Source organism: Bradyrhizobium sp. WSM2793 (genome assembly GCF_000379585.1).
In the GTDB taxonomy this organism is placed as follows: Bacteria; Pseudomonadota; Alphaproteobacteria; order Rhizobiales; family Xanthobacteraceae; genus Bradyrhizobium.
The window spans coordinates 62,896-76,764 of the sequence record NZ_KB902777.1; the positions used below are offsets into that span (position 1 = coordinate 62,896).

The window sequence follows — 13,869 nt, forward strand, 5'->3', positions numbered from 1 at the left end:
GGCAACCCCCCGATAGGATCGCGCCCGACGGGCCATTCCGGCGGGCGCGAGCAACGCAGTCTGCGACGAGACGTCGCAAAACTCCATCGGGATTATGTGACGTGAAGCTGACAGGCCTACGGGGTGCGGTTGGCGGTCACGAGGCGGGCCTCGCGGACATTCGCCTTGGTGCCGGCCTTGCGCAGGCAGGAGGCCTCGAAATTCGGCCAGGCCTGCTGCGAACAGTCCTTGCCGATGGCGCGGATATCGAGCCGGTCGCTCTTGGCCAGCGGCTGCGGCACGCTGGCCTCGACGCTCGGGGCAAAGCCGGGCAGGAGGGTAAGGGCGGCGGCGACACACGCAGACAGAGCGATCGCTGAAAGAGCCTTGATCATTTGACAGTCCCCTGTGATGCGGCCGCCTACGCCCAGTGTGCGGCCCGTCATTCGTTGGCCGGATTAGTAACCATGGCCAGTTTCCGGACGTCTTCGCCGGCACGGGAAATGGTTTCGTGTCCGCGCCGCTTTGTTTCGTGGTCGCCCTCAGGACGAAACAAACCGGCCATCGCCGACAGGGCCGGCGGGATATTTCGCCGGAAAATGGCTGGGGAACCGGCCCGGCTTGCCGGGCCGGGCCGGGCGCGGTAGGACGGGGCCATGCCGCGCATTGCCTTCTATCCCGGTTCCTTCGACCCCATCACCAACGGCCATCTGGACGTGGTCCGGCACAGCGTTTCCCTGTGCGACCGGCTCGTGGTCGCGATCGGGGTCCACCCCGGCAAGAAGCCGCTGTTCTCGACGGAGGAGCGGCTGCAGATGCTCCATGACGTCTGCGGGCCGCTGGCCGCCAAGGCCGGCTGCGTGCTCGAAGCTGTGACGTTTGATGATTTGTCGGTGACGGCGGCGCGCAAGCACGGTGCGACGATCATGATTCGGGGCCTGCGTGACGGCAGCGATCTCGACTACGAGATGCAGCTCGCCGGCATGAACGAGGCGATGGCGCCGGAGGTGCATACGGTCTTCCTGCCGGCCTCTCCCATGGTTCGCCCGATCACCGCCACTTTGGTGCGCCAGATCGCCGGCATGGGCGGGGACGTCTCGGCCTTCGTCCCGCCGCAGGTTGCGGCCCAGCTCAAGGCAAAATTCGCCGCATAACGGCGCGCTTCCTTTCTCTCTGATCCGGAGTTGTCATGATCCGAATTCTCGCAGTTCTTGCCGCGCTTCTGTTCGCGGTGCCGGCGGTGGCGCAGCAATTGCCGGCCAATCTCGACAAGGCCAACGCCATCGTCATCGACACCACCAAAGGCCGCATCGTCATCAAGCTGCGCACCGATATCGCGCCCCAGCATGCCGAGCGCATCAAGCAGCTCGCGCGTGAGGGCTACTACAACAACGTGCCGTTCCATCGTGTCATGGACGGCTTCATGGCGCAGACCGGCGACGGCCAGAACTTCAACGGCACCGGCGGATCGAAATATCCGAACCTGAAGCAGGAATTCTCCAAGGTGCATTTCGCCCGCGGCATCGTCGGCATGGCCCGGCGCGGCGACAGCGTCGACAGTGCCAACTCGCAGTTCTTCATCATGTTCGCCGACGGCGGCAGCCTCGATAACCAGTACACCGTAATCGGCGAGGTCGTGCAGGGCATGGAGGTCGTCGACAAGCTGAAGAAGGCTCCTCCCGGCTCCCCCGGCGGCGCCGTGACCGATCCCGACAAGATGGTGAAGGTGCAGGTCGCCTCCGACATCAAATAGGAGAAGGCGATGGCACGTTGTGGCGACAGGCTCCTGCTGGTTGCTGCGGTGCTGTTGCTCGGCGTGTCCAGTGCGGCCGCCGAGGATAGGCAGGTCAATACCATCCAGGATATCTTCCGGCACCTGCGCACCTGCTGGAAACCGCCGCCTGCCGCCAAGGCTCGCCCACTCGACATCACCGTCGTCGTGAGCTTTAACCGGTCCGGCGACATTCTGGGCCATCCGAGGATCTCCTATGAATCCGCGGAGGCCTCCGACAATGACCGGCTGCAATACCGGATCGCGGTGATGGAGGCGTTGCAACGCTGCACGCCGATGCCATTTACCGATGCAATGGCCGGCGCCGCCGCGGGGCGACCATTCGCGATCCAGTTCCGCAGCCGCAAAACGCCTGACAAGACTTCACCTCCAACGCAAGAGAGACGAGCATGAGCGCCACCGAAAACACCCTGATCCTCGAGACCACCCAGGGCCCGGTCACCATCGAGATGCGGCCCGACCTCGCGCCCGGTCATGTCGCGCGCATCAAGGAGCTGGTCCGGGAGGGCTTCTACGACGGCATCGTGTTCCACCGCGTGATCGACGGCTTCATGGCGCAGACCGGCTGTCCGCAGGGCACCGGCACCGGCGGCTCCGGCAAGAAGCTGAAGGCCGAGTTCAACAAGGAGCCGCATGTGCGCGGCACCACCTCGATGGCGCGCGCCGCCAACCCGGATTCCGGCGACAGCCAGTTCTTCATCTGCTTCGACGACGCCCGCTTCCTCGACAACCAGTACACGGTGTGGGGCAAGGTCACCGAGGGCATGGAGAACGTCGACAAGATCAAGCGCGGCGAGCCGGTGCAGAACCCCGACAAGATCGTCAAGGCGCGGATGGCGGCTGACGCTGAGTAAGCGTTCCCCCTCATGGTGAGGAGGCGCGAAGCGCCGTCTACGGACGATGCTTTGCATCGCCGAGCGAATCATGAAGGCCGAGCTGATGCAGCCGGGCCTTCATCCTTCGAGACGCGCGTTCCGCGCTCCTCAGGATGAGGAGTGACTGCACGGCGCTGAGCCCGACATGCGCACCGACCTGTTCGATTTCGACCTGCCCGCCGAGCGCATCGCGTTGCGTCCGGCGAGCCCGCGCGACTCCGCGAAGATGCTGGTCGTGGAGAACGGCGCACTGCGCGACCAGACCATCGCCGACCTCGCACAATGGCTGAGACCGGGCGACCAGCTCGTCGTCAACGACACCAAGGTGATCGCGGCGCAATTGAAGGGCCGCCGCATCGGCCGCGAGACCGAGCCGAGGATCGAGGCGACGCTGATCAAGCGGCTCGACGGCTCGCGCTGGCAGGCGCTGGTGAAGCCCGCGAAGAAGCTTGTCGCCGGCGACCGCATCCGCTTCGGCAATGAAGGCAAGGTCTGCCTGCTCGGCCATCTCGATGCCGAGGTCGAGGCCAAGGGCCTCGAGGGCGAGGTCACGTTGTCGTTCTCGTTCCACGGCCCGGCGCTGGATCAGGCCATCGCCGATCTCGGCAGTCCGCCGCTGCCGCCCTACATCGCCTCCAAGCGCACGCCCGACGATCAGGATCTCGTCGACTACCAGACCATGTTCGCCGTGAACGAAGGCGCGGTCGCAGCGCCCACCGCGGGCCTGCACTTCACCCCGGCGCTGGAGCAGGCGCTGCGCGCGCGCGGCGTCGGCATCGTCAGGGTCACGCTGCATGTCGGGGCAGGGACGTTTTTGCCGGTGAAGGTGGACGACACCGAAGGCCACAAGATGCATGCGGAGTGGGGCACGATCTCCGCCGAGACGGCGGAGCAGCTCAACGCGGCACGAAAGAACGGCGGCCGTATCATAGCCGTCGGCACCACGTCATTGCGCTTGCTCGAGAGCGCCGCGAGCGAAGACGGCACCATCCAGCCGTTCGCGGCCGAGACCTCGATCTTCATCACGCCCGGCTATCGCTTCCGCGCGGTCGATATTTTGATGACGAATTTCCATTTGCCGAAGTCGACGCTGTTCATGCTGGTGTCGGCGTTTTCGGGGCTGGAGACGATGAAGCAGGCCTATGCGCATGCGATCGCGAGCGGGTATCGGTTTTATTCGTATGGCGATGCGTGCTTGCTCTTCAGGTCGCGCGGCTAAGCGCTGGCGCTGTAGGGTGGGCAAAGCGAAGCGTGCCCACGTCTTTCTTGAATTGGGGGTAAGAGTGGTGGGCACGGCGCTTGCGCGCCTTTGCCCACCCTACGATACCAGTTGCTAGGACATCGACTACGCCATCACCCGCTGCGGCAACAGCTCCGCGATCTGAACCGCATTCAGCGCAGCACCCTTGAGAAGCTGATCCGCCGCCACGAACATCGAGATCGAATGCCCGGAGGGATCGCTGAGGTCCTTGCGGATGCGGCCGACCAGGACGTCGTCCTGGCCCGAGGCGTCGATCGGCATCGGGAAGTAGTTCTTGACGCGGTCATCGACGACCTTCACGCCGGGCGCCCGGGCCATGATGGCGCGGACCTGGTCCTCGGTGATCTCCTTCTCGCATTCGAAGGTGATGGCCTCGCAATGCGCGCGCAGCACCGGCACGCGCACGCAGGTGACGCCAATGGCGATCCTCTCGTCCTCGAAGATCTTGCGGGTCTCCTTGATGACCTTGGTCTCTTCGTCGTTGTAGCCGGTGTCAGGGTCGACGGCAGTGTTGTGGTTGAAGAGGTTGAACGCGTAGGGGTGCGGCATCACCTTCGGCGTATAGACCTGCCCGTTGAGATTGGCGCGGGTGGATTCGACCAGCTCCTCCATCGCGGCCGCGCCGGCGCCGGAAGCGGCCTGGTAGGTCGAGATGATGACGCGCTTGATGCGGTTCGTCTGATGGATCGGCCACAGCGGCACCAGTGCGGTGATCGCGGCGCAGTTCGGGTTCGCGATAATGCCCTTGTGGTCGCGGATGCGGTTCGCGTTGATCTCGGGGATCACGAGCGGCACGTTCGGATCCATGCGGAAGGCGGAGGAGTTGTCGACCACGACCGCGCCGGACTTCACCGCGATCGGCGCAAACTTCTTGGAGATGCTGCCGCCAGCGGAGAACAGGGCGATATCGACCCCTTCGAAGGAGCGCTCATTGAGCTCTTCGATCACGACCGGCTGGCCGCGGAACGACACCGTCTTGCCGGCCGAGCGGGCACTGGCCAGCGCCTTGAGCTTGCCGACGCGAAACCCGCGCTTGTCCATGGTGGCGATGAATTCGGCGCCCACCGCACCGGTGACGCCGACAATCGCGACGACGGGATCGTTACTCACTTTGTCCTCCATTGCATTTCGGTTGAGCTGAGATTTAGGCAACAAAAAAGCCCCGGACCAACGAGGGCGGGGCTTGCCGTAGAGCTGATGCGTTTTAGTCGACGACTACGCGCGCACGCCTCCCCGGGCCCCTGAGGCCGTGGTGGTTTTGGTCGTGCGTTTGGTGGTCGTGAACATGGCGGCGACTTATGCGGGAGAGTTTTGCGGTCGTCAATGGCTTTTCACCCCGGTCGATGCCGGGGCCGAACTCCCGTTATTTCGCCCTGGCGCCCGGCGGCTCGAGGGTGACCTCCTTGAGGTCGTCGCCGCTGACGACGACGATCGAAAAGTTGAGCCGGCCGCGTTCGCGCACCAAGCCGCCGCTGATCGCCTTGCCCGAGGCGGCGCGTTCGGCGACGCGGACAGCATCGGCGAGGCGGTGCCTGATCGCACCGAGCGCTGCGAGGTTGTCGCGATCCTCGTGGTCGAGCTCAGTGAGGGGGAGGGCGGCTTCGCCGCCGACGAGCTCGCCGGTCGATGCATTGATGGTATGGCGCCAGATCCGGTCGTTGTGCAGGGTCTTCACCCGATACACCGGCACCCGGGCGGCCCCGTCGAAACTCACATCCGCCGTGGTGGCGCCGGCGTGCCGGGCTTCGGCGATCGACATGGCCTGGCTGATCGAGATCGACGAGCTGCGGAAGCGCTCGATCTCGCGGCTGACGGCTTGGCGGTCGGCCTCGGCATCACCATCTGTGTCGCTGTGAAGGGCGGTCGGCGTACCCGCGGTCACGATCGCCCGCGCAGGCGCGGCGAGGAGCAGCGCGGAGAAGGCGATCGCAAGCAATCGCGAGATATGTCGTTCAGTTGTCTTCATGCTCGAAACCTCTGGCCGGCGAGCGGGCCTGATCATCCGAAAGAAGACGCGGCCGACCTTGGGCATCGGTCGGCCGCGGAGCGTCGTGACGGGCTGTACCCGCCGCGGCGATCGAAGCGATACGGACCTCTTTGGGGCTGGTGAAAAAGCGGTCCGTATCGCCTTATAACTAAACCATACCGTATCGTTTTATTTTGGTCAATGCCGCCGGCCTCACCCCCGTGGGGATAGATCGCGCGCTCACGGAATTGTCAGCGGGAGGGGCGGCGGCGCTGCGTGCTGCCCTTGGTGTCCTGGGCGCGGTCGGCAGGCCCCAGCGCGCCGGCCAGGAACAGCTTGATGGCCGCGCGCATGCGCTTTTCGGCGGCCTTCATCTCGAGGGCCGTTCCGAAGGTCGCCATGCGGTGGGTGTGACCGACGACCACGTCGAGAAACACCTCGGCTGCAATGTTGGTGTCCTCGACGTCGAGCGCGCCTTGCGCCACCAGACGGTCGAAGAAGCGCGCCGTGGTGGCGACGGCTTTCATCCAGCCTTCCTCCTTGCCGAGCTTGGCAACGTCGGGGAAGTTGATGGCCTGCGACGTCATCATGCGGCTGAAGGCGACGGCGTCGGGTCCGCAGGTGAATGTCAGCATCTCGCGCCCGATCTCCACCAGGCGCTGCTCGACCGAGATGTCGGAGACGCTGGAGAGTTGCGTCTCGGCGGCGGCCGACAATGGCGCAAGCCAGCGCGCAATCTCGCGCCTCAGCACGGCGGCAAACAGGCCGCGCTTGTCGCCGTAGCGGGAATAGACGGTGGGCTTGCTGACCCGGGCCGCTTCCGCGACCGCGTCGAGCGAGGTGGCGTCGAAGCCGCGGTCCAGGAACAGGCGGGTGGCGACCTCGATCAGCCGCTGGTCGCGCTCGATGGCGGCGGTCTTCGTCGGCCGGCCGCCGCGGGATTTCGGCACCTCGCGCCGCGGCGCTGCTGGTCTCGTCCTGGTCGCAGTCAATCCCATGCCCAATGATTCCTGCGCGTTTCTGACAGTCGTCATTCGCTCTATATCGCGCAGGAGGGGAGGCGTCATCGCGAATCTGGCCGAATTGGCCGTATCGTCAACGGTTTCGGCAGGGCCTCGTTCCGTCTCGGGAAGCTCACGGCACCGTCGAGCTCCAGGCCTGACCGGCAGCGGCCTTGTCATATCCGTATTGGTAGAGCGCCCGCATATAGGCGGTGTCGAACCCTTCCGACGGCGGCGCCGGATACTCGCGCGCGATGTAGGAGAGGTGGAAGCCGAGACGGTTGCGCTTGGCGAAATCATAGGTCGAGAAGATGATCGAGCGCGTCTGCGACTGGGTGATCGCCGACAGGCTGCGCGAGGCGACATCAATGGTGCCGTTGGAGACCAGCTCGAAATTGCGTTCGATCTTCTTGTTGACGAGGATGTAGATGTCCATCTTCGCGTTGCCGGGCAGACGGTTGCCCTGGAAAAGCAGGGCTTCCGGCAGCGTCAGCACCGGCGCGGTCACGCCGCCATCGACATGCATCTCCTGAAACTTGCGGCCCTGGCCCTCGGCGTCGATCATGATCGGCGGAAACACAAGGGGGATGCTGGCGGAGGCCGCCATCACGTCGCGAAACAGTTTGAGCGCCTCGGGCGTGCCGACCGCGGCGATCTTGCCCATGTCCCAGATCGCGGTGCGCTGGGTGTCGAGATCGGTCGTCACCACCAGGAGCTTTCGGCCCTTGGCATTCTCGCGCGCGACTTGCGCCATGACCTCCGGCCCGACATAGCGGGCGACGAGCTCGCGCAGCCTCGTGTTGCCGAACAGGCCGGATCCGAACAGCACGCGCATGATGCTGGGATCGTTCAACAGGGTCTCGGCGATGCCGCTGGTATAGACCTCCTTCAGCGTGTCGTCGTATTGCGAGCCCAGAAACGCAAACGGTGCGATCAGGCCGCCGGTGCTCACGCCCGAGACGACGGAGAAGGTGGGGCGGGTTCTGGCCGCGGTCCAGCCATTGAGCACGCCGACGCCGTAGGCGCCATCGGCGCCGCCGCCGGAGAGCGCCAGATAGGACTTCGTCGCGGTGCTGGTGTCCTTCTCGAAGCTGAATTTTGTGATGGGCTCGTCGGCGTAGCGCCTGAGGCCATCGATCTCGAGCACGCGCGATGTGCTGGCTTCTGCGGCCGTATAGGGCGTCCGGGGCAGCGAGGTGCAGGCGCCGAGCACCAGGCTGCACGCCAGGACCAGAAATGCGGCCAGGCGGCCGCCTGTCTGCCTGATCCAGGCATGCGAGCGGCCGGCGACGTCAGTCGAGCAGGAAGCGAAGGGCATTGTCGGTGGCTGGCGATCACGCATTTACCGCCGCCGGCAAATTCGCCGCGGCATCTCGTCCAGCCCCAGGATAAAACTACACTGTATCGTTTTGTTTAACAAGGGTGGCGGTACGACTTTTCGCGTCGATTATGTCCCAGTCCGAGGCACTGACCGGCCACCGTGTGGGTTGGGCGGGTTGATCGGCTTCCTCCGACACGCAATAAGCACGGCCATGAATCCGGACCATGATCTTCCCAATCACTTTGAATTGCTCGGCACTGATGGCGCCGCGCGGACCGGGCGCCTGACCACGCCTCATGGCGTGGTGCGCACGCCCGCCTTCATGCCGGTCGGCACCGCCGGCGCCATGAAGGGCATGCACTGGCGCGAGGTGCGCGATGCCGGCGCCGACATCGTGCTCGGCAACACCTATCACCTGATGCTGCGTCCAAGCGCCGAGCGGATCGCAGCCCTTGGCGGTTTGCAGAAGTTCACCGGCTGGAACGGGCCGATGCTGACGGATTCCGGCGGCTTCCAAGTGATGTCGCTGTCGGACCTGCGGAAGGTCACCGAGAACGCCGTCACCTTCCGTTCGCATATCGACGGTGCCAAGGTCGAACTGTCGCCGGAGCGTTCGATCGAGGTGCAGCGCTTGCTCGGCTCCGATATCGCCATGCAGATGGACGAGTGCGTGCGGCTGCCGGCCGAGCGCACCGACATCGAGCGTGCGATGCAATTGTCGCTCCGCTGGGCCGAGCGAAGCAAGCGCGCCTTCGAGAGCGCGCCCGACGGCTACATGCTGTTCGGCATCGTGCAGGGCGGCGACATCCCGCAGCTTCGCCACGAGAGCGCGCAAGGTCTCGTGGCGATCGGCTTCCACGGCTATGCGATCGGCGGCCTTGCCGTCGGCGAGCCGCAGGCGGTGATGCTGGCGATGATCGACGAGACCGCACCATTGCTGCCGAAAGAGCGCCCGCGCTATCTGATGGGCGTCGGCACGCCCGACGACATCCTCGAAGCCGTCAAGCGCGGCATCGACATGTTCGATTGCGTGATGCCGACGCGCAATGGCCGGCACGGCGTCACCTTCACCCGCTTCGGCCAGGTGAATTTGCGCAATGCCCGCCACGCCGACGATCCGCGTCCACTGGATGAGGAGAGCTCATGGCCGTCGGCGCGCAACTGCGCGCGCGCCTATCTGCATCATCTCGTCAAGGCGGGCGAGACGCTGGGGGCGATGCTGCTGTCTGAAATCAATATCGCTTACTACCAGTTCCTGATGCAGGGCATCCGGGACGCGATCGCACATGGAAAATTCGATGAGTTCTATCAGCGTACGCGCGCGGACTGGGCGAGGGGCGATATCGCCCCGCGCTAGATCAACGGTCCAAGCTCAGTTGCACACGATCCGCTGCTTGACGGCGTGCTTGGTGACAAAGCCATAGCCGCAATTGTCGCAGGTCCAGAGATAGCTGATGAAATGGTCCGACACATACGCAGATGCTTCGGCGGCGACCATGGAGTCGGCGCACACGGGACAGGTCGGCAACTCGCTGCAACGCGGATCACGCCTTAGCGCTACGGTCGGCATCACTTCAGCAACTGCTGACATCGTGTGACCTCCCTGCTTTGAGACCTAAGTCTAACATAAGCAGAATCAGTTGACGAGGTCGCAACACAAATGCGTTGGTTTTCTGCTAATTGAAGCTCACGCGATTTTGCGATGCAGCGTATTTAACATGTGCCGCATTCTCGCTTGCGTGTCGTCGCAGGCTATCCGTAACTGCGCATGAGCTGCGTAAGAAGCGCAAGTGTCGTCACAGGGAGTTCATCATGGACGCATCGTCCACCACGGGTGCAGCGCACCAACCCGGCCGCGGCCGGATCTATGACTCGATCGTCGACGCCTTCGGCAACACGCCGACCGTGCGCTTGCGCCGGCTGCCCGGCATGCACGATGTGAATGCCACGATTTTGGCAAAACTTGAATATTTCAATCCGGCCGCGAGCGTGAAGGACCGCATCGGCGCGGCCATGATCATCGCGATGGAGAAAGCGGGCATCGTCAAGCCCGACACCGTGCTGATCGAGCCGACCTCCGGCAATACCGGCATCGCGCTCGCTTTCGTGGCGGCTTCACGCGGCTACCGCCTCAAGCTGGTGATGCCGGAATCGATGTCGATCGAGCGGCGCAAGATGCTGGCCTTTCTCGGTGCCGAGCTGGTGCTGACGCCGGCGGCGCAGGGCATGAAAGGCGCGATCGCCGCGGCCGAGGAGCTGTTGAAGACGACGCCGAACTCGGTGATGCCGCAGCAGTTCAAGAACCTCGCCAATCCCGAGGTGCACCGCCGCACCACCGCAGAGGAGATCTGGAACGACACCGGCGGCAATATCGATTTCTTCGTGGCCGGGGTTGGCACCGGCGGCACGATCACCGGCGTCGGCCAGGTGCTCAAGCCGCGCAAGGCCTCACTTCGCGTCGTCGCGGTCGAGCCGGAGGAAAGCCCGGTGCTGTCAGGCGGACAGCATACGCCGCACAAGATCCAGGGCATCGGCGCCGGCTTCGTTCCCGACATCCTCGACCGCGCCGTGATCGACGAGATCGTGAAGATCAACTCGACGACGGCGATCGAGACCTCGCGCGCGCTGGCGCGGCATGAGGGCATTCCAGGCGGCATCTCCTCGGGCGCGGCGATCGCTGCGGCGATCCAGATCGGCAAGCGGCCGGAAGCGGCGGGAAAGACCATCCTGGCGATCGTGCCGTCCTTCTCGGAGCGGTATCTTTCGACAGCGCTGTTTGAGGGAATCTAGGACATGGCGGATCAACCCCCGAGGCGGCCGCGCACGCTCGGAGATGCCAGGACCGAGGCCGAGGCGGCATTCAAGAAGGTGACAGCCAAGGTCGCCGCGGCGCCGCCGAAGCCGAACGTGGCGCCGGGAATCAGGGAGCAGGTGACGCTGCGCATCGATCAGGACGTGCTGGAGTTTTTCCAGGAGGGCGGACCGGGTTGGCAGGACCGCATCAACGATGCGTTGCGCAAGGCCGCGGGGAAGTAGCCAACCTCGCAATGGCGGGCATGCTGCGACACCGTCGCACCAAAGAAAAAGCCCGGTGCGAGCCGGGCTTTTGTGTTTTCAAGCTTACCGCATCTCAGCGGCGGAACATGCCGCCCATCATGCCACCGACGACGCCGCCCACGAACGCCGCGCCGGCGGCATCGCCGGGATTGCTGCGCTGGGGAGCCGGTGCCGGTGCCGGTGCGCTGCTGCCTGCGGGCGCGGCGGCACGGCGGGCCGCCTTCTGGCTGTTGTCGCTCGCGGTCGGCGGGGCGGCCTGGACCTCCGAGATCAGGGCCTTGTGCTGGTGCTTGTTGAGGTAACCCGATGAGGGATAGCCGCGAGCGGCCTGCCAGCGCTTGAGCACGGTCCGGGTCTCATCACTGAACACGCCGGTCTGCTTGGTGTCGAAGCCGAGCCCGGTGAGGCGACGCTGCACGTCGCGGCGCTGGGTCTTGTCGAGGCCGATCTGATCCTCGGTGAGCTGGGTGGCCTCGTCGGTAAAGGTCGCCGGATCGACGCCGGCGTTGAGGGTGCGCGTCGCGGTCGACGGGCCGCTCTTGATGGCCGCGAGGCGTGCCAGCGCCAGCGCCTTGAACTGACCGTTCGGATAGGCGGAGAGATAGGCGTTGAGCTCTTCGGGCTTGTTGGACTCTTTCACCGAGCGCCAATATTCGAGCTCGACGCCGTCCGAGCTACCGCTCGCCGCCGGCACGATGCCAGAAGCGGTCGGCGCCGCGTTGGCGACCTGGGTTGTCGGAGCCTGGTTGAGATAGACCGAGCCGGTCAAGTTGGTGTGGCCCCAGGGCAGCTGACCCTTGCGGGTCTCTTCATTGACCTGGGCGCGCACCGACGTCATCGCCTGCTGGATCTCGATGCCGGGCTTGGTGATGTTGTCGATCAGCGCACGGGTGAACGGGCTGTTGTTGCCCTCCTGACCGTCGAGCGCGGTCTGGCCAGGGCCGGTGGCGAACGCGATGAGGGTGCCTTCGCCGGATTTCATCTCGGCAAGACCGCTCTGCACGTTGACGCTGCGCGTCGCGGAGTTCGACTTGATCTTGGCGGCGAACGGATTGTCGCGGCAGGCATCCAGGAAGACGAGCTTGACCTTGGCATCGCCCATGGTCTGCTCGAGCGTCAGATCGATGTTGATGGCGGCGCCCAGCTTGACGTCCATCTCCGACTTGATGTCGGCGTCGACCGGCAGCAGGTAATTGGTGCCGCTGACGGCGATGCCGTGGCCGGCATAATAGAACAGCGCGATGTCGGAGCCCTGCGCCTTGCGCCCGAAGTCGAGCAGCTTCTCCGTCATCTGGTCGCGGCTGAGATTGGAGCCTTCGATCACCTCGAAGCCGACATTGCGCAGCGTCGCCGCCATCGCCTTGGCATCGATCGGCGGGTTCGGCAATTGTGCGACGTTCTTGTAGGAGCCGTTGCCGACGACGAAGGCGACACGACGGTCGGCCTTCGCGGCACTGACCGACAGTGCCACGCACATGAGCGAAGCGAGGAGGGTGAGATAGCGCATTCTGAAATCCCCAGAATCGAATTGCAGGCAGCAACGAATTGGCAACGAACCTACACGAAGTGCCCGACTTCGCGCCACCGAAACGGCGGTCCGTTGCGTGCAACCCGCTGCTGTGTGGCCGAATGTGCACGATGGGAATGATTCCCAACGTGATCCAAATCACACGGCCACTTTGTTTTGTCGCGCCAGGCAGCGCGAGGTTCACGGCGCGCGGGCGGGAACCGCTGAGGCCGGCTTCAAATTCAGCAGATTGCCACAGAGGATCAGTACAGCGCCGAGCACCGTCCAGGCGTCGAGCCGCTCGGAATACAGCAGCCAGCCGGCCGTCGTAGTCAGTGGAACCCGGAGGAAGTCCATGGGAACCACGATCGTCGCGTCGGCATGTCGGAGCGCGCTGGCAAGGCAATAGTGCGAGAAAGTGCCGCAGACGCCGATGACGAACAGCCATCCCCAAAGATAGGCTGACGGCCAGGTCCAGACGGCGAATGTCGGCAGCAGGCCCACGACCATCTGCACGATGATCATCCAGAACAGGATCGACAAGGCGCTCTCGGTCCGAGTCAGCGACTTCGCCAGGATCATCGAGACGCTGAAGCCGATTGCAGCCCCGAGCGCGATCAGTTGGCCCGGATTGATCTCGCTGGTGGCGGGTCGCACGATCATGACGACGCCGACGATCCCGAGCACGACGGCGGCGATCTTCCAAATCGTCATGCGTTCGGACAGGAACGTTGCGGCCAACACCGCAGTCCAGATCGGCATGGTGAACTCGATCGCCACCACCTGCCCGATTCCGATCAGCGTCAGTGCGTAGAACCAGCCGAGCTGCGCGAAATAATGGACCCCATTGCGTGCAAGGTGCTGCGGCAGGCGTTTGGTCGCGACCGCCTTGAAGCCGCCGGCGCGGTAGATGAGCGGCAGGAGCAGCGTGAGACCGATCACCGAACGCACTTCCATGATCTGGAAGACGTTGAGCTCCCGCGTGGTCTCGCGCCCGGCAACCGCCATGACCAGCATCAGCGACAGCCAGCCGGCCATCCACAATGCAGCCATCGTTTTGGACGGTGTCGCGCTCATTGGGGCAGGGTGCTGGTGGATGGAATGTGAAAG

16 protein-coding genes are annotated in these 13,869 nt (G+C 64.6%); 8 read left to right on the forward strand and 8 right to left on the reverse strand.

The window, feature by feature from the left end; genetic code table 11:
- Positions 1 to 116: 116 nt before the first annotated feature.
- Positions 117 to 374, reverse strand: a complete 258-nt coding sequence (locus A3AS_RS0112475) for a hypothetical protein (protein WP_018317917.1) — start codon at positions 372 to 374, stop codon at positions 117 to 119.
- 261 nt (positions 375 to 635) lie between these two features.
- Here A3AS_RS0112475 and coaD point away from each other — a divergent pair, with 261 nt between their 5' ends.
- The 5 genes from coaD (at position 636) to queA (ending at position 3,865) form a co-directional block, all read left to right on the forward strand.
- Complete coding sequence (gene coaD / locus A3AS_RS0112480; protein ID WP_018317918.1) at positions 636 to 1,133, forward strand: pantetheine-phosphate adenylyltransferase; 498 nt, start codon at positions 636 to 638, stop codon at positions 1,131 to 1,133.
- Between the two features lie 35 nt (positions 1,134 to 1,168).
- Positions 1,169 to 1,732 carry a peptidylprolyl isomerase gene (locus A3AS_RS0112485; protein WP_018317919.1) on the forward strand — a complete coding sequence of 188 codons (564 nt, stop codon included), beginning with the start codon at positions 1,169 to 1,171 and terminating at the stop codon, positions 1,730 to 1,732.
- A 9-nt stretch (positions 1,733 to 1,741) separates the two neighbouring features.
- Entirely contained in the window at positions 1,742 to 2,164 is a 423-nt protein-coding gene (locus tag A3AS_RS0112490) for a hypothetical protein (RefSeq protein WP_018317920.1), read from the forward strand.
- Positions 2,161 to 2,625, forward strand: coding sequence for a peptidylprolyl isomerase (locus A3AS_RS0112495; protein WP_018317921.1), 465 nt, complete (start codon positions 2,161 to 2,163; stop codon positions 2,623 to 2,625). The genes A3AS_RS0112490 and A3AS_RS0112495 overlap by 4 nt, the downstream gene beginning before the upstream one ends.
- 166 nt (positions 2,626 to 2,791) lie before the next feature.
- Positions 2,792 to 3,865, forward strand: a complete 1,074-nt coding sequence (gene queA, locus A3AS_RS0112500) for a tRNA preQ1(34) S-adenosylmethionine ribosyltransferase-isomerase QueA (RefSeq protein ID WP_018317922.1) — start codon at positions 2,792 to 2,794, stop codon at positions 3,863 to 3,865.
- A 126-nt stretch (positions 3,866 to 3,991) separates the two neighbouring features.
- Here queA and A3AS_RS0112505 read toward each other — a convergent pair whose 3' ends face one another.
- The 4 genes from A3AS_RS0112505 to A3AS_RS0112520 form a co-directional block, all read right to left on the reverse strand.
- Entirely contained in the window at positions 3,992 to 5,029 is a 1,038-nt protein-coding gene (locus tag A3AS_RS0112505) for an aspartate-semialdehyde dehydrogenase (protein ID WP_018317923.1), read from the reverse strand.
- 241 nt (positions 5,030 to 5,270) lie between these two features.
- Positions 5,271 to 5,873, reverse strand: coding sequence for a PepSY domain-containing protein (locus tag A3AS_RS0112510; RefSeq protein ID WP_018317924.1), 603 nt, complete (start codon positions 5,871 to 5,873; stop codon positions 5,271 to 5,273).
- Positions 5,874 to 6,124: 251 nt separating this feature from the next.
- Complete coding sequence (locus A3AS_RS0112515; protein ID WP_018317925.1) at positions 6,125 to 6,871, reverse strand: TetR/AcrR family transcriptional regulator; 747 nt, start codon at positions 6,869 to 6,871, stop codon at positions 6,125 to 6,127.
- A 136-nt stretch (positions 6,872 to 7,007) separates the two neighbouring features.
- Positions 7,008 to 8,216: a patatin-like phospholipase family protein gene (locus tag A3AS_RS0112520; RefSeq protein WP_018317926.1), complete on the reverse strand. Its 1,209-nt coding sequence runs from the start codon at positions 8,214 to 8,216 to the stop codon at positions 7,008 to 7,010.
- Between the two features lie 190 nt (positions 8,217 to 8,406).
- On the opposite strand from A3AS_RS0112520, the gene tgt reads away from it, so the two are divergent.
- Positions 8,407 to 9,552 carry a tRNA guanosine(34) transglycosylase Tgt gene (gene tgt, locus A3AS_RS0112525; RefSeq protein ID WP_018317927.1) on the forward strand — a complete coding sequence of 382 codons (1,146 nt, stop codon included), beginning with the start codon at positions 8,407 to 8,409 and terminating at the stop codon, positions 9,550 to 9,552.
- A gap of 15 nt (positions 9,553 to 9,567) precedes the next feature.
- Here the strand turns inward: tgt and A3AS_RS0112530 are convergent, their stop codons facing one another.
- Positions 9,568 to 9,786 (reverse strand): hypothetical protein, encoded by a 219-nt coding sequence (locus tag A3AS_RS0112530; RefSeq protein ID WP_018317928.1) that lies wholly within the window; start codon positions 9,784 to 9,786, stop codon positions 9,568 to 9,570.
- Positions 9,787 to 10,007: 221 nt separating this feature from the next.
- On the opposite strand from A3AS_RS0112530, the gene cysK reads away from it, so the two are divergent.
- Positions 10,008 to 10,985 (forward strand): cysteine synthase A, encoded by a 978-nt coding sequence (gene cysK, locus A3AS_RS0112535; protein WP_018317929.1) that lies wholly within the window; start codon positions 10,008 to 10,010, stop codon positions 10,983 to 10,985.
- A 3-nt stretch (positions 10,986 to 10,988) separates the two neighbouring features.
- Positions 10,989 to 11,231: a BrnA antitoxin family protein gene (locus A3AS_RS0112540; RefSeq protein ID WP_018317930.1), complete on the forward strand. Its 243-nt coding sequence runs from the start codon at positions 10,989 to 10,991 to the stop codon at positions 11,229 to 11,231.
- Positions 11,232 to 11,325: 94 nt separating this feature from the next.
- Here A3AS_RS0112540 and A3AS_RS0112545 read toward each other — a convergent pair whose 3' ends face one another.
- Together A3AS_RS0112545 and A3AS_RS0112550 are read right to left on the reverse strand one after the other, a co-directional pair.
- Entirely contained in the window at positions 11,326 to 12,759 is a 1,434-nt protein-coding gene (locus A3AS_RS0112545; RefSeq protein WP_018317931.1) for a caspase family protein, read from the reverse strand.
- Positions 12,760 to 12,960: 201 nt separating this feature from the next.
- Positions 12,961 to 13,836 carry a DMT family transporter gene (locus A3AS_RS0112550; protein ID WP_018317932.1) on the reverse strand — a complete coding sequence of 292 codons (876 nt, stop codon included), beginning with the start codon at positions 13,834 to 13,836 and terminating at the stop codon, positions 12,961 to 12,963.
- Positions 13,837 to 13,869 lie beyond the last annotated feature (33 nt).